We start from the raw sequence: 17,926 nt of genomic DNA, 5'->3' as shown, positions 1-17,926 counted from the left end.
CTGATCAGTGGTCGGAATCGATGTAGGTGGTGGGGATCGCCGGCACACCACGCGACATCTTCAGGGCATCCAGGGGCAGTTCGGCGCGGGTGGCCCGGTGCCGATCACGAGCCACCGACAGCGGTTCGGCGCCGACGATCTCACCGGCGGTGACCAGCGGCACCAGCAGCGGCCGGTCGTTGTCGTCGCCGTTCGGCGGTTCGCCGATCCCGATCACCTCGGCCTCGGCGATGCCCTGGGCATCCAGCCGGCGCAAGGCGTACTTGCGGCCACCGATGGACAACTTGTTGGTCGACTTCTTCGCCACCGGGAACAGCGGTGCGCTCGGATCGGCCGACTCGGCCCGAGCGACGAGTTTGTAGACGAAGCCGCAGGTGGGATGGCCCGAACCGGTGACCAGCGCCGTACCGACCCCGTAGCCGTCGACCGGCGCTCCGGACAGCGCTGCGATGTTCCACTCGTCGAGATCGGAGGTGACGATGATCTTGGTCTCGGTGGCACCAAGATCATCCAGCTGCCGGCGTACCCGTCGGGCGGCCTCGGCCAGATCGCCGGAGTCGAGCCGGATCGCGCCGAGTTCACCACCGGCCAGTTCGACCCCGGTACGTACGGCCTCGGCCACATCGTAGGTGTCGACCAGCAGCGTCGTTCCGGTGCCCAGGGAGTCGATCTGCGCCTGGAACGCCTGCCGCTCGGAGTCGAACAACAAGGTGAAGGAGTGGGCAGCCGTACCCGTGGTCGGTACGCCGAAACGGCGTCCGGCCTCCAGGTTGGAGGTGGCGTCGAAGCCGGCCACATAGGCGGCCCGGGCGGCGGCGACGGCAGCCAGTTCCTGGGTCCGGCGTGAGCCCATCTCGATGCAGGGTCGGCCGTCGGCCATCGCCGTCATCCGGGAGGCCGCCGAAGCGATCGCCGAGTCGTGGTTGTAGATCGACAACAGCACGGTCTCCAGTAGCACCGCCTCGGCGAAACTGCCCTCGACCACCATCAGCGGTGATCCGGGGAAGTAGATCTCGCCCTCGGGATAGCCCCAGATGTTGCCCTTGAACCGGAAGTCCGCCAGCCAGTCCAGGGTGGGTCGGTCGACCACCTGCCGGCTGCCCAGGAAGGCCAGCGCCTCGTCGTCGAAGCGGAACGACTCCAATGCCCGCAGCGCCCGGCCGACACCGGCCACCACTCCGTAGCGGCGACCCTCGGGCAACCGTCGACCGAACAGCTCGAAGACGCTGTGCCGATCGGCCGTACCGGCCTGCAGCGCGGCCTGCAGCATCGTCAGCTCGTAGTGGTCGGTCAGCAGGGCGGTGGTCGGTGTCTGCGACGGACCCCAGCTGGGGTCGGGACTGGTGATGGTCACGTCACGCAGCGTAATCGCCGAATCGCGTCTTCGGTGAGCAGGGCCGAATCGGTCGAACGGCGGATGTCGCCCGGTTCGGTCCGGGCGCAGCCCGGGGTGAACCCGCCGCAGAGGTTTGTCGATGACGCGGCTTTTGCCACAATGGTGGTTTACCGCTGTGCATCGCTGGAACTCAGGAGGGACCCGACGTGAGCGCACCCTCGTCGATCCTCGTACCCCACTCCTCGCAGTACGCCGTGATCGAGGCGAGCGAGGACCCCGGTGGCGGGGCCGCGATCGCGGAGGTCCCGGTCACCGATGAGGTCGATGACAACCCCTGGGTGACGATCGTCTGGGACGATCCGGTGAACCTGATGTCCTATGTCACCCACGTCTTCGTGACCTATTTCCACTACCCGCGGGAGAAGGCGGAACTGCTGATGATGCAGGTCCACTCCGAGGGCAAGGCGATCGTCTCCTCCGGTGGCCGGGAGGAGATGGAACGCGACTGCAACGCGATGCACGGGTTCGGTCTGTGGGCCACTTTGGACAAGGCCGAGTGATCCGAGGCCCTGGCCGTCCTGCCGGGGGCGTGGGACCGCCGGCAGGCGCAGCGGGCGGAGTAGTCTCCTCCAGACGACTGATCCGCTGCCGCAGCAGTATCGGGAAGGGACGATGAGACGCTTCACCCGCAAGGGCTCGAAGATCACCGCAGAGATGACCGAGGACGAGGTCGCGATGTTGGCCTCATTGACCGGTCAGTTGATCGATCTCACCACCAGCACCCTGGGCGAGCCCGACACCGACAACGACGATCCGCTGGCGCGGTTGGAACGTGAGCTCGCCGAGGCCGACAGCGAGCCACCGGAGACCTCCGACCCGGTGATCGAAAGGCTCTTCCCCAATCCGTACCCGCATGATCCGAAGGCGGCTGCGGAGTACCGCCGTTACAGCCGCAGCGAGCTGCGCGACGAACTGGTCGGCAATGCCGAGCGGGTGCTGCAGGATCTGTCGCGGACCAAGGACGGCCGCAAGCCGGTGACCATCACCGGTGACGGGGTGGAGCCGTGGTTGAAGCTGCTCGGGGCGCTGCGATTGAGTCTGGCGACCCGGCTCGGGGTGACCGATGCCGAGAGTGTGGAGGAGCTGGCCGGACTGCGTGACGCCGATCCGCGGGCTGGTATGTACTCGATCTTCGAGTGGCTCGGTTTCGCCCAGGAAACCCTGGTGGAATCGTTGTGAGCCTGCCCGACACCGACGCCCCGATCGGCATCTTCGATTCCGGTTTCGGCGGGCTCACGGTGGCCCGGGCGGTCGTTGATCAACTTCCGAACGAGGACATCATCTACCTCGGCGACACCGCCCGTGCACCCTACGGTGTGCAGACGATCGGGCAGGTACGGGAGAACGCGCTGGAATGCCTCGACCACTTGGTGTCGCTGGGGGTGAAGGCGCTGGTGATCGCCTGCAACACCGCCTCGGCGGCGATGCTGCGCGATGCCCGGGAACGCTACGAGGTACCGGTGGTGGAGGTGATCGTCCCCGCGGTACGGCGGGCCGCCGCTGCGACTCGGTCCGGCCGGGTCGGTGTGATCAGCACCGAGGCGACGGCGACATCGGGTGCCTATGCCGACACCTTCGCGGCCGTACCGCAGGTCGAGGTGGTGTCGAAGGCATGTCCGCGCTTCGTCGAGTTCGTGGAGGCCGGGATCACCGGCGGGCCGGAACTGTTGGCCTGTGCCGAGGACTACCTGGCGCCGCTGCGCTCCGCCCAGGTGGACACGCTGATCCTCGGCTCGACCCACTTCCCGTTGCTCACCGGGGTGATCTCCTACGTCCTCGGTGATCGGGTGACGTTGATCTCCAGCGCCGAGGAATGCGCGAAGGAGACCTATGCCACCCTCACCCGCCGGAACCTGGTCCATGATCGGCCCCGGCAGCGCGATCACCGATTCCTGACCACCGGAAACCCCGAGCAGTTCGCCGGCATCGGCCAGCGGCTGATGGGCGAGTTCGTGACCTCGGCAGAGCAGTTCCTCTGAGTCGGTGACGGGTTCCCCGAGCGTCGGGGTGCGCTGCTGTTGGCCGAGTGCCGGGCTGTTCGCGGGCGGTGCTGTGGGCTAAGTGCCGGGCCGCTCGCGGGTGCGGTGCTGTTGGCGGAGTGCCGGGCTGCTCGCGGGATGGTGCTGTGGGCGCAGGTACCAGCGTGCCGTGTGCTGTCGGCTAAGTGCCGGCCTGTTCGCGGGCGGTGCTGTGGGCGGGGGTACGAGCGTGCCGCGTGCTGTCGGCGGAGTGCCGGGCCTGTTCGTGCAACCGCCCGGACCGCGTGACTGAGTGCCGCTCCGGACGCGCGTACTGAACTCTTCGGCAACGATGGCCCCCTGGCGGCCATCCAGGGGGCCACAATCGACGAAGAATCGCCTTGAAGCTCGGGCGATCGAATCGCCGCGCGGAACACCGAGCCACGACTGGCGGCACCACTTGGCCAGAACCGTGGCGGGACGAGGCGCGACAGACGGGACCCTGCTGCAGTCTGTGTGAACAGGACCCCACCGGAATGACCCGGGCGCCTCACTCCTGCACGCCGCCGAGGACCACGCGCACCTCGCCCCTGCCCTGGATGTTCAGGGTGATCTCGTCTCCGGGGCGCTCGGCCCGGATCTTCACGATCAACTCCACCTGTTCGGTGACCGGTTCACCATTGACCGCAGTCACCACATCACCGGCGCTCAGCCCTGTCGCCGCGGCCGGCCCGCCCGGGGTCACCTCCTGCAGCAGGACACCGCTGCCGTCCTGGGCGGTGGTGACGCTGGCCCCGATCACCGGATAGCTCGACCGTCCCGTTGCGACCAGTTCCTCACCGACAGCCGTCGCCTGATCGATGCCGATGCGCGACAGCGCCGTGGTCCGGCCCATTCCTCCGAGAGCGAACCTCGCGAGGAACCGCGAATAATCGATTGATCCCGCCGCATCGGGGACCTAGCGTGGTCGGTACACGGAAGGGAGGTGGTCCGATACATGAATGACTTACGGACAAGTGAGGTGGCTCGTCGCTGATCCAGCGGCCAGTCCTTGGACGCGGTAGCGAATCCACACGAGCTACCCGAACCCGCGGGCGCCGGACCCTGTCCACCCGGCAGCTGACTTCCTGATCGATCCAGGTCGAACGGCAAGCCCGCGGGTTCGCCCATGCCCGCCCAGCCAAGCCGGCGGTCCTCGGCGGCCAAGCGGGTACCGACTTCGCCGACTCCCCGCGGGTCTCCCACACCGACACCCCGCGGGTCGCCCACACCGACACTGCGGGTTGCCCATACCGACACTGCGGGCCGCCCACACCAACCCGGCGGGCCGCCCGCTCCGGGTTCTGGTCACTTGATGACAATCTGCGGTCTCGAAGTGACCAGAAGTCGAGCTCGCATCCACAGATTGCCGGCGAACTGTGTCAATGGGGTGCGACTGGGTGTGAGGGTCGGAGCCATGAGACGACGTGGCCGCCCGGACCGTGCACTGCTCGAGTTGTGCCGACTGCAGGGCGACGTCTGCTCCAAGGAGCAGGCCCTGGGACTCGGTCTGACCGGCCCCGAGCTCCGCGGTCTGCTGGACCGGGGGAGTTGGCAGCGTGTGGCGCGGGGAATGTACCTCTGCCACAACGGGCCGATCCCCTGGCGATCGCTGGTGTGGGCTGGATTGCTCACTGCCGGCGACCGCGCAGCCGTCGGGGGAGAGGCCGCGGCACATCTGCTCGGTCTGGGGGAAGAACCGGGTCGGATCGACTACTGGATCGGTCCGCAGACGCGGGTGCGCAGCGAACGAACCGAGTGGAACTTTCGTCGCGACAGCGTCGGCCGGTCGTCTCGTGCACGAGGGATGCTGAGGACCATCGGCGTCGAGGACCTGACCCTCGACATCTGCACAACGGCGTCCCGGGACGACGAGATCGTCGATGGCCTTGACCGCGGTGCTGAACGCTCGCCGAACCACCCTCGAACGCCTCCTGGCGCGTGCGCGGCAACGTTGCTTCAGGAACCGTCGTCGGGTACTGGCGATCTTGCTCGAACTCGGCGGGATCGAGAGCGTGCTCGAACACCGATACCTGCTCGACGTCGAGCGGGCACATGCGCTGCCGGTGGCACGGCGACAGTTGCGTCATGGCCGCAGCCGGACCCGCTCGGATGTCGCCTACGAAGAGTACGGATTGCTGATCGAACTGGACGGCCGAGCAGGACACACAGGACGTGGTGCAGTCCGGGATCTGCGACGGGACAACGGCCAGGCGCTGCTGGGAAGGGTGACGCTCCGCTTCGGGTGGTCCGATGTGCACGGCGATCCCTGTGCGGTGGCTGCACAGGTGGCCCGGGTCCTGCATCTGCGGGGATGGGACGGACATCCCGGGAGATGCCGCCGCTGCCACAGCGTTCCGGACCCCGAGTGGTGGCAGGGCGTCGCGTGATCGAGCCGGGTTCTGGACGATTCGTGCGCGACTGCTCTCCGAAGGTGACCAGAACCTGGCGGCAGAAGTGCTTCCAGGCGCCGAGAGGTCTTCCTACCTGGCGGCAGGAGTGCTTCCAGGCGCCGAGAGGTCTTCCTCGGTCGATCCCGGTAAGGTCTCGGCCATGACCTCCCGTGCAGATGGCCGTGCCCTCGATCAGCTCCGCCCGGTGCGGATCACCCGAAATTGGCTGGACCACGCCGAGGGCTCGGTGCTCGTCGAGTTCGGGGCCACCCGGGTGCTGGTCGCCGCCAGCGTCACCGAGGGTGTGCCCCGCTGGCGCAAGGGCAGTGGGCTGGGGTGGGTGACCGCCGAGTATGCGATGCTGCCGCGGGCCACTCACGATCGTTCCGGCCGCGAATCGGTGAAGGGCAAGATCGGCGGCCGGACCCACGAGATCAGCCGGTTGATCGGCCGCAGCCTGCGCGCGGTGATCGACTACAAGGCGCTGGGGGAGAACACGATCGTCCTCGACTGCGATGTCCTGCAGGCCGACGGCGGCACCCGCACCGCCGCCATCACCGGTGCCTCGGTCGCCCTGGCCGACGCCGTCAGCTGGTTGCGCGAACGCAACGCCCTGGCCGGCGAGCCGTTGAAGGATTCGGTGGCCGCGGTCTCGGTCGGCATCGTCGGCGGCACGCCGATGCTGGACCTGTGCTACACCGAGGATTCCGGCGCCGATGTCGACCTGAACGTGGTGATGACCGGCTCCGGCAAGTTCGTCGAGATCCAGGGCACCGCCGAGGCCGACCCGTTCGACCGTGACCTGCTCAACCAGTTGCTCGACCTCGGCGTCACCGGCTGCGCCGAACTGACCGGCATCCAGCAGGTGGCACTGAGTGCGAGCGACCAATGAGTCGGCTGGTCCTGGCCAGCCACAATGCCAAGAAGCTGCAGGAGCTGCAGCGGATCCTCGGCGGCCAGGGAATCGAGGTCGTCGGGTTGAACACCCTCACCGACGCCGAGCCGCCGGCCGAGACCGGCAGCACCTTCGAGCAGAACGCCCTGATCAAGGCCCGTGCCGCCAGCCGGGAGACCGGACTGCCCGCGCTTGCCGATGACTCGGGGATCTCGGTCGACGTGCTGAACGGGATGCCGGGAGTCCGCAGCGCCCGCTGGTACGGCCCGGACGCGACCGATGTGGACAATGTCGAACTGCTGCTGCGGCAGCTGGCCGATGTCGAGCCCGAACGCCGCGGCGCCCACTTCGTTTGCGCGCTCGCCTTCGTCCGGCCGAACGAGGACGGTGAGGTCGCCGAGGATGTGGTGCTCGGCGAGGTCAGCGGACGACTGACCGAACAGCCGAGCGGTCGACACGGTTTCGGCTATGACCCGATCTTCGTCGGCGATGGACATACGATGACCATGGCCGAACTGACACCGGCGGAGAAGGACCAGATCTCCCACCGCGGCCGGGCGCTGGAACTGATGGCACCGCTGGTGGTCGCAGACCTCACCCGGGAGTAGACGATGCAGCAGTACCTCGACCTGATGCGCAAGATCCTGTCCGAAGGGGTCGAGAAGTCCGATCGGACCGGTACGGGGACGCGCAGCATCTTCGGTCACCAGATGCGCTTCGACCTGAACGCGGGGTTCCCGCTGGTGACCACCAAGAAGGTGCATCTGAGGTCGGTGATCGGTGAACTGCTGTGGTTCCTGCGCGGCGACACCAATGTCGCCTGGCTGCATGACCACGGAGTCAGCATCTGGGACGAATGGGCCGACGCGAACGGCGAACTCGGCCCGGTCTACGGCTACCAGTGGCGCTCCTGGCCCACCCCGGACGGCCGCCATGTCGACCAGATCAAGGGCGTGATCGACGGCATCCAGCGTTCACCCGACTCGCGCCGGCACCTGGTCAGTGCCTGGAACGTCGGCGAACTCGACTCCATGGCCCTGCCGCCGTGTCACACCATGTTCCAGTTCTACGTCGCCGACGGCAGGCTCTCCTGCCAGCTGTACCAGCGCTCGGCCGATGTCTTCCTCGGCGTACCGTTCAACATCGCCTCCTACGCGTTGTTGACCCACATGGTCGCCCAGGTCTGCGGACTCGGGGTCGGTGACTTCGTGCACACCACCGGCGACACCCACCTCTACCTGAACCATTTGCAGCAGGTCGAGCGCCAGCTGCAGCGCGAACCCCGGCCGCTGCCCAGGTTGCAGCTGGATCCCTCGGTACGCGACATCGACGGTTTCGGTTTCGAACACATCGAGGTGCTGGGCTATGACCCGCATCCGGGGATCAAGGCCCCGGTGGCCGTCTGATGCCTGCCGCAGTTCCGGCCGTCGAGGACCTCACCGCGATCGTGATCAAGGGACGCGGCGGGGTGATCGGGGACGGTGCGGACCAGCCCTTCCGGATCTCGGAGGACTTCCAGCGGTTCAAGTCGCTCACCATGGGGGGCGTGTTGATCATGGGCCGCAAGACCCATGAGGCGATCGGCCGGCCACTGCCCGGTCGGCAGACATTCGTGCTCACCCGGGACCGGGACTGGTCCGACGACGGGGTCGAGGTGTTCGCCGATCCGGACCAGGCCCTGCAGTGCGCTCGGGCCCGCGATCGGAAGGTCTTCATCTGCGGCGGCGGCGAGATCTATCGGCTGTACTGGGACCGGCTGACCCGCCTCGAGGTCACCGAGGTCGATGCCGAGGCACCCGGTGACGTCACCTTCCCGGTGATCGACGTCGACCGCTGGTTCCTCTCGCAGGTCCAGCCCCGCGAGGGGTATGAGTTCCAGACCTGGGAACTGCTGCCCGAACGCGGTACGGACAGGGCGAACAACAGCTCCTGAACGAGGCAACCGGTGCGGCCGGCGAGACTCGAACTCGCACTGGCAGGTACCTAAAACCTGTGCCTCTGCCAATTGGGCTACGGCCGCGCGGGCGCCAGCGTACCCGCTCGGCCGCCCGATCCAGAGACCCGGCTCAGACGCCGATCTGCTTGCGCAGACGATCCACGTGCCCGGTGGCCTTCACGTTGTACTGGGCGACGGCGATGGTGCCGACTCCGGAGTCGTCGACGTCGACGATGAAGGTGGAGCGGATCACTCCCTCCACCTCCTTGCCGTACAACTTCTTCGTGCCGTAGGCGCCGTAGGCGTTGTGCACCGCCTTGTCGGGGTCGCTCAGCAACTCGATCGCGATGTGCTCCTTCTGCTGGAACTTCTGCAACTTGTCCACCGGGTCGGGGGAGAGACCGAGCACCTTCAGCCCGGCGCCGCTGAGATCCGGTTCGGCGGCGGTGAAATCGACCGCCTGGGTGGTGCAGCCAGGGGTCATCGCTGCCGGGTAGAAGTAGACGATCACTCGCTGTCCGGCGAAGTCGGACAGCGACACCTGGTCGCCGGAGGCGGAGGTGAGGGTGAAGGCGGGGGCGGTGGAACCAACGTCCAGACGGGTCGACATACCGCGCAGCCTAGCGACCGGCGCCGACACCGCCACCGGCTGGTTCGCTGCCGCAACCGGGGAGGTCCACCGGTCCCATGTCCGTGCCGCTAGAGTACGAGGTGACTGCCCCCGGCCCCGGGGCCGGACCGACCGAGGAGGACCCTTTGTCCGAGCAGAACACCAAGGCGAGCGACCCGCGCAGCGCCGAGGAGATCGAGTCCGACATCGCCGCCTCCCGGGCGCGACTGTCGGCCGATGTCGAGGAGTTCGTCGACCGGGTTCAGCCCAACCGGGTGAAGGAGCGCGTGATCGGTGAGGCGAAGGAGTTCGCCAGCACCGAGTTCGACAATGCCAAGGCCCAGTTCGTCGAGGACCACAAGCCGCGGTGGGACCGGATCGCCCTCGTCGGTGGCGCGGTCGTCGGCAGCGCCGTCTTCGTGCTGGTCCTGCGGGCGATCGTGGCGGCCGCCCGCAACAAGTCCGGCAACTGAGCCTGCGAGTGCCTGCGGTGTCCGATTCGGTCGACCGGTCTCGTTGGCGACGGATCGAGACCCAGCAGGCGCTCACCGAGCTGGTCGGCGAACCGCTGCCGGCGGTCCGGGACAAGGTACGCCCGGCGCTGGCCGAACGGCACATCGAATGGCTGGCCGCAAGCCCCTTCTGCGTCCTGGCGACCGCCGACGACGAGGGCAACTGCGATGCCTCGCCGAAAGGTGATCCGGCCGGTTCCCTGGTCACGGTGCTCGACGCGACCACGATCGCGATCGCCGAACGCCCCGGCAACCGCCGGGTGGACGGGTACCACAATGTGCTGCGCAATCCGCATGTCGGTCTGATCTTCGTGGTTCCCGGACGAGGCGACACGCTGCGGATCAACGGCCGGGCCGGTCTGGTCGACCAGGCGCCGTTCCTCGACGAGATGGCGGTCCGTGGCAAGCGACCGATCCTGGCCCTGGTGGTGGACATCGACGAGGTGTTCTTCCACTGCTCCAAGGCATTCCTGCGGTCGAAACTGTGGCAGCCCGAGCAGTGGCATCCCGATCAGCTGCCCGAGCGGGCGCAGCTCGCCAAGGAGCTCGAACGGCCCGAGGCCGAGATCGGCGATCTCCGGCGCCACTACGGGCCGCGCTATGCCGATCACCTGTACTGACCGCTGACGCGGGCAGCCCCGCTCGGCGGGACCGGCGCGCGAAGAGGAGAAAGGCTGCACGAATGGCACGCAGCGTCTACGTCACCTCGGCCGAGGGGCACACCGGCAAGTCCTCGGTGGCACTGGGGTTGATCGAACTGCTGGCCGCCCAGGTACGGGTCGGCGTCTTCCGGCCGATCGCCCGCGACGACGAGCAACCCGATTCGGTGCTGGAGCTGCTGTTGCAGCACGACGGTGTCGACCTGGACTACGAACAGTGCATCGGTGTCACCTACGACGCGGTGCACGCCGACCCGGACGCCGCCCTGGCCGAGATCATCGGCCGCTACCGGAAGATGGAGAGCCTGTGTGACGTGGTGGTGATCGTCGGCTCCGACTACACCGATGTCGCCGGACCGACCGAGCTGTCCTACAACGCGCGGATCGCGGCCAACCTGGGGTCGGCGGTGGTGCTGGTGGTCTCGGCCCTGCACCGGCAGGTCGACGAGGTACGGCAGATGGTCGAGATCGCCACCGGCGAACTGCGTGCCGGCCATGCCGAGGTGGTGGCGGTGATCACCAACCGGGCCGATCCCGATCAGCTCGAACCGTTGCGGCGCGAGCTGGCAGCAGCCCAGGATTCGCAGCATCCGATTCCCACCTGGGTGATGCCCGATGTACCGCTGTTGTCGGCTCCCACCCTGGCCAATCTGCAGACGGCGGTGGACGGTCGGTTGGTGGCCGGTGATGTCGAACTGCTCGAACGGGAGGCCGAATCGACGATCGTCGGCGGGATGACCATGGACCACATCCTCGACCGGTTGGTCGACGGGGCCGTGGTGGTGGTACCGGGGGATCGTTCCGATGTGGTGCTGGCAGTGGTGGCCGCCCACGCCTCGGAGAACTTCCCCTCCCTGGCCGGGCTGATCCTCAACGGCGGTTTCGAGCCCTCGCCGCAGGTCAGCCGGCTGATCGCCGGGCTGCCGCAACGGTTGCCGATCGTGGCCACCGATCTTGGTACCTACGACACCGCGCGTACCGTCGCCGAGACCAAAGGCCTGCTGTCCAAGGGATCGCAGCGCAAGTTGGACACGGCTCGGGCCACCTTCGCCCAGCATGTCGACGGCGCCGAACTCCTGCGGGCGGTCGATCTGCCCCGCTCGGGCGTGGTCACCCCGCTGATGTTCGAGTACGACCTAATCGAACGTGCCCGGTCGCAGCGGAAGACGATCGTGCTTCCTGAGGGTGAGGACGACCGGATCCTCCGTGCCGCCAGCACGTTGATCTCCCGGGACGTGGCCGATCTGGTGATCCTGGGCGACGATGCCGCCATTCGCGCACGCGGCAGCGAACTCGGACTTGATCTTGGTCCGGCAAGGATTCTGTCCACCTCCGACCCGGAGTTGCGGGAACGGTTCGCCGAGGCCTACGCCGAGGTACGTGCGCATCGGGGAATGACCTTGGACCGGGCGAGGGAGATCGTGGTCGATGTCTCCTACTTCGGCACGATGATGGTCCAGCTCGGCCTGGCCGACGGCATGGTGTCGGGTGCGATGCACACCACGGCACACACCATCAAACCGTCGTTCGAGATCATCAAGACCGTCCCCGGGGTGTCCATCGTCTCCTCGGTCTTCTTCATGTGTCTGGCCGACCGGGTGCTGGTCTACGGTGACTGTGCGGTGAACCCCGATCCGAGCGCCGAGCAGCTGGCCGACATCGCGATCTCCTCCGCCGCCACCGCCAAGCAGTTCGGTGTCGAACCGCGGGTGGCGATGCTGTCGTACTCGACGGGTTCGTCGGGGTCGGGTGCCGATGTGGACAAGGTACGGATCGCCACCGAGATGGTGCACGAACGGGCCCCGGAGCTGGTGGTCGACGGGCCGATCCAGTACGACGCCGCGGTGGATGCCTCGGTGGGTCAGCAGAAGCTGCCGGGATCGCAGGTGGCCGGTCAGGCGACCGTGTTCATCTTCCCGGACCTGAACACCGGCAACAACACCTACAAGGCGGTGCAGCGTTCCTCCGGGGCGGTGGCGGTCGGACCGGTGCTGCAGGGGCTGAACAAGCCGGTGAACGATCTCTCCCGGGGAGCGTTGGTACAAGACATCGTGAACACCGTGGCGATCACCGCCATCCAGGCCCAGGGCCGCGGCGAGTTGACCGGGGGGACGTCGGCATGAGCGGCAATGTGCTGGTGATCAACTCCGGGTCCTCGTCGATGAAGTACCAGGTGGTCGATGCCGAATCGGGCACTGCCAGTGCCACCGGCCTGGTGGAACGGATCGGCGGTCCCGGTGGTCGGGTACGGCATTCCACGATCGACGGCATCCACGACTACGGCTGCGAGGTCGCCGATCATGCAGCGGCCATGCAGGCGATGACCGATGCCTTCACCGAGCATGGCCCGGATCTGGTTGCGCTGGATCTGCTGGCGGTCGGCCACCGGGTGGTCCAAGGTGGCGCCCGTTTCGGCCGTTCGGTGCTGATCGACGATCGGGTGGTGTCGATCATCGAGGATCTGGCCGGGCTCGCACCGTTGCACAACCCGGCGAATCTGGCCGGGATCGCCGTGGCCCGGGCGCAGTTCCCGCACCTGCCGCAGGTCGTGGTCTTCGACACCGCCTTCCACCTGACGATGCCCGAGCATGCCTACACCTACGCGCTGGACAAGCAGGTGGCGGCCGAGCACCGGATCCGCCGCTACGGTTTCCACGGCACCTCACATGCCTTCGTCTCCCGGCAGGCGGCAGCGATGCTGGGGGCCGAGCCGGCGCAGGTGAACGTGATCGTGCTGCATCTGGGCAACGGGGCCTCGGCCTGTGCGGTACGCGGGGGGATCTCGGTCGACACCTCGATGGGGTTGACGCCACTGGAGGGCCTGGTGATGGGGACCCGCAGTGGCGATCTCGATCCGGCTGTGGTGCTGCACCTGCTGCGTTCCACCGAGCTGGGTGTCGATGACATCGATGCCCTGCTGAACAAGCGGTCCGGGGTGTTCGGACTGTCCGGGCGCCAGGACATGCGTGACCTGGAGCAGGCCGTGGCCGATGGTGACACCGATGCGGCAACGGCGCTGGAGGTGTACTGCTATCGGCTACGGAAGTACATCGGTGCCTACACCGCCGCGCTGGGCCGGGTGGACGCGATCGCCTTCACCGCCGGGGTGGGGGAGAACTCGGCAGTGGTGCGTGCTCTCACCCTGCAGGATCTTGGGGTGCTCGGCATCGAACTCGATCCGGTCGCCAATGAGTCACCGGGGAAGACCGCCCGCGAGATCAGCACCGCCGACTCGGCGGTGAAGGTGTTCGTGATCCCGACCAACGAGGAGTGGGAGATCGCCCGCGAAACCGCCGAGGTGATCGCGGAGAGCTACGGCAGCTGATCATCCAGGAGCTGCGCAGGTTCCCTGACCAGCGACTTCCATGATCAATCGGCCGGCGCCGCCTGCGCGCGCAGAACGTCGACGAAGATCGTTCTTGCTTCGGCCGGTCGCGCGGCGGCGGCGACGAATCCGTCGGGACGAATCAGGAACCAGCGTTCGGCATCGAGGCCGAGGTCTCGTCGCGGCTCGAACCGGTGCACCCGCCTGATCTGGGGTGGCAGTTCGGCAACCGCGGGCAACGCTGCTCCATAGCTGTGCACCTGCCAGTCCGCGCTGCGCAGCACCTGGTGGTTGTCCCCGGTCCAGGGCAGCCGCCGACCCACCACCGGGTCGCTTCGTCGTCCTCGGTCCGGTGAAGGCATTGGGTAACGGATCCGGGTCTGTTGCACGTAGCCGATCAACCGACGACTCAACGGCAACCGTGGCAGCATGGTTGCCACCACCGGCGCGGCCACGGGTACGAGCAGCCGGCGAGTGGTTCGGGCGAGTGCCGATGGGTCGACGGCGAAGGCGTAGATGCGGTCGACGGTCGACACCAACCGCCTGGCCACGGGGCGACGTTCCGTTTCGTACAGATCGAGCAGACTGTCCGGTGCGCCGCCGATCACCGCCGCCAGTGTGAAGGCCAGGTTGTGCGCGTCCTGCAGACCGGTGTTCATACCCTGTCCGCCGACCGGGGAATGCACATGGGCGGCGTCACCGGCCAGGAGTACTGCGCCGCGCCGGAAGTGTTCGGCGACCCGGCTGTGCACCCGGTAGGGGGAGAACCACTCCGAGCGTCCCCATCGCACACCGAACCGCTGGGCCAGATCCGCCCGGGCCGCTTCCTCGGTCGGTTCGGTCTGCCGCGGCAGGACCCCGACCAGTCGGTGGTGTCTGCTGCCGGTCATCGGGAAACCGATCAACGGGTGTTCCTCGGACAGGCGCAGGTTCACCGCGTTCTCCCGCAGGCCGCGTACCTCGAAGGCATCGGCCACCCAGAAGTGTTGCTCGTGGGTGCTTCCGGGAAAGGCGATCCCGGCGCGTTCGCGAGTCGGGGAGGAACTGCCGTCGGCGCCCACCAGCCATCGACCGGTGAGAGTCTCGGTACGGTCGCCGGTCCGGACGCCGACGTGCACACCGCCGGGCCGCTCGCGTTGGTCGATCACCTCCTGGCCGTAGTCGACCTTGCCGCCGCTCGCACGTAGCTGCTCGAGCAGCAGGCGTTCGTTCTCCGACTGTTCCAGCACATGCATTCCGCCGTAGGGGGACAGCTCGGCACCGAGACGTGCGAGCGGTATCGAACCACGGGTCGGACGGTCCCGCCATCCGGGTTGCACCACCCGAGCGGGAACCAGCCGATCGCGTACCTGATCGATCATCCCGAGCTGGTCGTAGATTTCCAGCGAACGCGCCTGGACGGCCAACGCCCGGGACTGCTTGGTCGGACCCGGTTTGGGGTCGAGGATCCGGTGGGCGACACCGAGCCGCTGGAGCCAGTTGGCCAGCATCAAGCCGGTCGGGCCGGCTCCGCAGATGATCACCTCGGTGTGCACCCGCTCAGCGTAAATCCAACACGCGTCGAATTCAATGGCTGATGAATTACGCTCGGGGGATGACCGAACCGAAGCTGCGGGGGCGTCGTCCCGGGGAGCCCGACACCCGCGCCGGTGTCCTGCAGGCTGCGCTGGAGCTGTTTGCCGAACGCGGTTACGACCGGTCGTCGGTACGGGAGGTGGCACGCCGTTCCGGCGTCGACCCGTCGCTGGTCCTGCACTACTTCGGCTCCAAGGACGGTTTGTTCGGTGCGGTGATGGGCTTGGCATTGACCGGCCGGGGTGAGTTGGGTCTGGACTCGTGCCCGGTGGACGGCCTGGGGGAGCGGCTGGTCGAGATCTACCTGGGGGTGTGGGAATCCCCGCGATCCGCACCGGTGGCGCTGGCGATGCTGCGCTCGGCAGCGACGAACGAGCAGGCGGCGGCCGTGCTCCGCGAGATCGTCACTCAGCGGTTGTTCGACCCGGTGGTCGACCGTCTCGATGGCGACCGGGTCCGACTGCGAGTGCAGCTGGCCGGATCGCAGCTGATCGGACTGGCGATGGCCAGGTACGTGGTACGGATCAGCCCGCTCGCCGACCAGGGCATCGATGAGCTGGTGTCCTTGGTCGGGCCTTCGGTGCAGAGATACCTGACCGGCGACCTGTCCGGTTCCGAGGTGGTCCGTTGATCCCAGGGGACCTCGATTTCACAACCGGGCCCACTGCGGGTATATTTTCTCATCGCGCGCCGCTAGCTCAATTGGCAGAGCAGCTGACTCTTAATCAGCGGGTTGGGGGTTCGATTCCCTCGCGGCGCACCCAAGTACAAGGCTCGAACCGTGGCCCAGGAAGCAAGGGCCCGGGGTTCGGGCCTTGTTCGCGTCTGCGGCCCAGGTGAGGGTGTCGGTGTTGGTCGCGGCGCGCAGCGTCTCGAACGGTCGCGTTCCTCGACGCGCAGCCCGACGTCGGGTGCCGGTGTCATGGCTTCACTTCTGTCGGTCGGGTCGCCGGCATACTGAACTGGTCATTACAGAATTGGTGCTCGCTCACGGAGGGACCCGAATGATCATCTGATCATCGGTGGTCTGCTGCTCGCGGTCCTCGCGGCGCTGGTCGACGTCTTCATCCTCGACCTGATGCGCGACACGAACATCGGCAAGACGCTCGCCCGCATCCCCCAGGAGGAGACGTGCCCGACCATGCCCTGACCGTCACGGTCGACGGGGGGTCCGTGCGGGGCGTCCGGCGTGGTCCCGTTGACACGTGGCGCGGCATTCCGTTCGCCGCGCCTGCGCTCGGGCCGCTCCGATTCCGCGCGCCGCAACCGGTCCACGCGTGGGAGGGAGTGCGCGATGCCAGCCAGTTCGGTGAGCCCCCATCCAGCGGGTCGGGCTCGGTGCCAGCGAGGGGCACATCAGCGAGGACGCGCTGACGATCAACGTCAGTCGCCGCCACACGACGGCGCCCGGCCCGAGGCCCGTGCTGGTGTTCCTCTACGGCGGTGCCAACATCGGCGGTACGAGTTCGTACCCGATGTTCGAGGGTCTTCCGTTCCTGGAGGCCGACGACATGGTCTACGTCACCGGCAACTACCGCGTCGGCCCCTTCGGCTTCGTCGACTTCAGCAGGTACTCCAGCCCGGAACACCCCATCGACGGCAACCTCGGACTGCGCGACCAGCTCGCGATCCTCGAGTGGGTCAACCGCAACATCACCGCCTTCGGTGGCGACCCGGGCAACGTCACCTTGGCCGGACAGTCCGCCGGCGCCCTTGGCGTCAGCACCCTGATGACCGTGCCGCGCGCGGCCGGGCTCTTCCACGCAGCGATCGCACAGTCCTCACCCGTCGCCTCCGTCGTCGACCGCGCCCGCGGTGACGACCGCGCCCGGCGCGTCGTCGAGGCCCTCGGTGCCTCCGATCGCACCCCCGCCGAGGCGCTCGCGGAGGCCGACTCGCCGCGCCTGCTCGCCGCCGCCGACACGGGGCTCGCGTCCGAGCAGGACGAGTTCCCCGGCATCCTCAGCTACGCATCGGTCGTCGACGGCGAGCTGCTGCCCGAACACCCTCTGGACGTGCTCGCCGAGGGGCGTGCGCATCCGGTGCCGTTGCTGATCGGCACCACCGACAACGAAGGCACGCTCTTCGCGCGGGGAGCGAAGGTCTCGCCCGCGCAGCAGGTGGAGACCCTGCTCACGCACGCGGGCCCGGCGGCAGCCTCCCGGCTGCGTGCCGCCTATCCCGGTCTACCCAGATCCCGTGCTGCCATCGCGCTCAGTGGTGACTTCCTCTTCTGGGCTCCCAGCGTCCGTGCCGCCGAAGGTCAGGCGCGCATCGCCCCGGTGTGGATGTACCGCTACGACTACGCCACGCCGTTGCTGCGCGCCCTGCGCCTGGGGGCGACCCACGGCATGGATCTGATGGCCGTCTTCGGCCCGGCGAACAGTGAGCTCGGACGCAAGGCCCACCTCCTCGGCGGACGCAAGGACCTCGCTCGCGTCACCGCCACCATGCAAGCCACGTGGATGCAGATGGTCACCCGCCACAGCCAGCAATGGGACCAGTACGTAGCGCCGGATCGGAGCACCCTCATCGTCACCCCGCGCCCGCACGTCGAAGCAGATCCTCGGGCCGATCGCCGCGAGGCGTGGGAGCAGTTCCCCTACTATCGCTGATGGGGTACGACGA

General features: G+C 67.7%; 19 protein-coding genes and 2 tRNA genes. 16 read left to right on the top strand and 5 right to left on the bottom strand.

Annotated features, from left to right (window positions below; translation table 11 throughout):
* Positions 1-4 precede the first annotated feature (4 nt).
* The gene (locus CLV29_RS08610; RefSeq protein WP_279586484.1) at positions 5-1,348 is read right to left on the bottom strand and encodes a nicotinate phosphoribosyltransferase; all 1,344 of its coding nucleotides are present in this window, start codon (positions 1,346-1,348) and stop codon (positions 5-7) included.
* Between the two features lie 281 nt (positions 1,349-1,629).
* Between CLV29_RS08610 and clpS the strand changes: the two genes are divergently transcribed.
* From clpS to murI, 3 genes are all read left to right on the top strand, one after another.
* The gene (clpS, locus tag CLV29_RS08605; RefSeq protein WP_341799752.1) at positions 1,630-1,896 is read left to right on the top strand and encodes an ATP-dependent Clp protease adapter ClpS; all 267 of its coding nucleotides are present in this window, start codon (positions 1,630-1,632) and stop codon (positions 1,894-1,896) included.
* A 112-nt stretch (positions 1,897-2,008) separates the two neighbouring features.
* Positions 2,009-2,575, top strand: coding sequence for a DUF2017 domain-containing protein (locus tag CLV29_RS08600; protein ID WP_133754499.1), 567 nt, complete (start codon positions 2,009-2,011; stop codon positions 2,573-2,575).
* Positions 2,572-3,375, top strand: a complete 804-nt coding sequence (murI, locus tag CLV29_RS08595; RefSeq protein ID WP_392507172.1) for a glutamate racemase — start codon at positions 2,572-2,574, stop codon at positions 3,373-3,375. The genes CLV29_RS08600 and murI overlap by 4 nt, the downstream gene beginning before the upstream one ends.
* 529 nt (positions 3,376-3,904) lie before the next feature.
* Here the strand turns inward: murI and CLV29_RS08590 are convergent.
* On the bottom strand, positions 3,905-4,249 hold the full coding sequence (locus CLV29_RS08590; protein WP_133754498.1) for a S1C family serine protease: 345 nt from the start codon (positions 4,247-4,249) through the stop codon (positions 3,905-3,907).
* 1,027 nt (positions 4,250-5,276) lie between these two features.
* On the opposite strand from CLV29_RS08590, the gene CLV29_RS08585 reads away from it, so the two are divergent.
* The 5 genes from CLV29_RS08585 to CLV29_RS08565 all read left to right on the top strand — a co-directional run bounded on the left by CLV29_RS08585 (position 5,277) and on the right by CLV29_RS08565 (position 8,614).
* A complete protein-coding gene (locus tag CLV29_RS08585) occupies positions 5,277-5,783 on the top strand; it encodes a PDDEXK family nuclease (RefSeq protein ID WP_133754497.1) in 507 nt (168 codons plus the stop codon).
* A 163-nt stretch (positions 5,784-5,946) separates the two neighbouring features.
* Entirely contained in the window at positions 5,947-6,678 is a 732-nt protein-coding gene (gene rph, locus CLV29_RS08580) for a ribonuclease PH (RefSeq protein ID WP_133754496.1), read from the top strand.
* The gene (gene rdgB, locus CLV29_RS08575; RefSeq protein WP_133754495.1) at positions 6,675-7,289 is read left to right on the top strand and encodes an RdgB/HAM1 family non-canonical purine NTP pyrophosphatase; all 615 of its coding nucleotides are present in this window, start codon (positions 6,675-6,677) and stop codon (positions 7,287-7,289) included. The genes rph and rdgB overlap by 4 nt, the downstream gene beginning before the upstream one ends.
* 3 nt (positions 7,290-7,292) lie before the next feature.
* Positions 7,293-8,087 (top strand): thymidylate synthase, encoded by a 795-nt coding sequence (locus tag CLV29_RS08570; RefSeq protein WP_133754494.1) that lies wholly within the window; start codon positions 7,293-7,295, stop codon positions 8,085-8,087.
* Complete coding sequence (locus tag CLV29_RS08565) at positions 8,087-8,614, top strand: dihydrofolate reductase (RefSeq protein ID WP_133754493.1); 528 nt, start codon at positions 8,087-8,089, stop codon at positions 8,612-8,614. Before CLV29_RS08570 ends, CLV29_RS08565 begins: the two co-directional genes overlap by 1 nt.
* A gap of 13 nt (positions 8,615-8,627) precedes the next feature.
* On the opposite strand, the gene CLV29_RS08560 is transcribed toward CLV29_RS08565, so the two are convergent.
* Together CLV29_RS08560 and bcp are read right to left on the bottom strand one after the other, a co-directional pair.
* Positions 8,628-8,701 (bottom strand) — tRNA-Leu (locus CLV29_RS08560).
* A gap of 46 nt (positions 8,702-8,747) precedes the next feature.
* Positions 8,748-9,227 carry a thioredoxin-dependent thiol peroxidase gene (gene bcp, locus CLV29_RS08555; RefSeq protein WP_133754492.1) on the bottom strand — a complete coding sequence of 160 codons (480 nt, stop codon included), beginning with the start codon at positions 9,225-9,227 and terminating at the stop codon, positions 8,748-8,750.
* 77 nt (positions 9,228-9,304) lie between these two features.
* Between bcp and CLV29_RS08550 the strand changes: the two genes are divergently transcribed.
* The 4 genes from CLV29_RS08550 to CLV29_RS08535 all read left to right on the top strand — a co-directional run bounded on the left by CLV29_RS08550 (position 9,305) and on the right by CLV29_RS08535 (position 13,723).
* Entirely contained in the window at positions 9,305-9,700 is a 396-nt protein-coding gene (locus CLV29_RS08550) for a DUF3618 domain-containing protein (protein WP_133754491.1), read from the top strand.
* A 17-nt stretch (positions 9,701-9,717) separates the two neighbouring features.
* Complete coding sequence (locus tag CLV29_RS08545) at positions 9,718-10,359, top strand: MSMEG_1061 family FMN-dependent PPOX-type flavoprotein (protein WP_133754490.1); 642 nt, start codon at positions 9,718-9,720, stop codon at positions 10,357-10,359.
* 62 nt (positions 10,360-10,421) lie between these two features.
* Positions 10,422-12,521 (top strand): phosphate acetyltransferase, encoded by a 2,100-nt coding sequence (pta, locus tag CLV29_RS08540; protein ID WP_133754489.1) that lies wholly within the window; start codon positions 10,422-10,424, stop codon positions 12,519-12,521.
* Positions 12,518-13,723: an acetate/propionate family kinase gene (locus tag CLV29_RS08535; protein ID WP_133754488.1), complete on the top strand. Its 1,206-nt coding sequence runs from the start codon at positions 12,518-12,520 to the stop codon at positions 13,721-13,723. Before pta ends, CLV29_RS08535 begins: the two co-directional genes overlap by 4 nt.
* 44 nt (positions 13,724-13,767) lie before the next feature.
* Here CLV29_RS08535 and CLV29_RS08530 read toward each other — a convergent pair whose 3' ends face one another.
* Complete coding sequence (locus CLV29_RS08530; RefSeq protein WP_208292815.1) at positions 13,768-15,258, bottom strand: FAD-dependent monooxygenase; 1,491 nt, start codon at positions 15,256-15,258, stop codon at positions 13,768-13,770.
* 59 nt (positions 15,259-15,317) lie between these two features.
* Between CLV29_RS08530 and CLV29_RS08525 the strand changes: the two genes are divergently transcribed.
* From CLV29_RS08525 to CLV29_RS08510, 4 genes are all read left to right on the top strand, one after another.
* Positions 15,318-15,929 (top strand): TetR/AcrR family transcriptional regulator, encoded by a 612-nt coding sequence (locus CLV29_RS08525; protein WP_133754487.1) that lies wholly within the window; start codon positions 15,318-15,320, stop codon positions 15,927-15,929.
* A gap of 56 nt (positions 15,930-15,985) precedes the next feature.
* Positions 15,986-16,058, top strand: a tRNA-Lys gene (locus CLV29_RS08520).
* A gap of 371 nt (positions 16,059-16,429) precedes the next feature.
* Positions 16,430-16,672 carry a carboxylesterase family protein gene (locus CLV29_RS17215; protein WP_133754486.1) on the top strand — a complete coding sequence of 81 codons (243 nt, stop codon included), beginning with the start codon at positions 16,430-16,432 and terminating at the stop codon, positions 16,670-16,672.
* Positions 16,618-17,913: a carboxylesterase family protein gene (locus CLV29_RS08510; protein WP_133754485.1), complete on the top strand. Its 1,296-nt coding sequence runs from the start codon at positions 16,618-16,620 to the stop codon at positions 17,911-17,913. The genes CLV29_RS17215 and CLV29_RS08510 overlap by 55 nt, the downstream gene beginning before the upstream one ends.
* Positions 17,914-17,926: the final 13 nt, after the last annotated feature.

The sequence above is a fragment of the Naumannella halotolerans genome (genome assembly GCF_004364645.1).
In the GTDB taxonomy this organism is placed as follows: domain Bacteria; phylum Actinomycetota; class Actinomycetes; order Propionibacteriales; family Propionibacteriaceae; genus Naumannella; species Naumannella halotolerans.
Note: the sequence above shows the minus strand (reverse complement) of the source record. Positions and strands in the feature narration are given on the sequence as shown.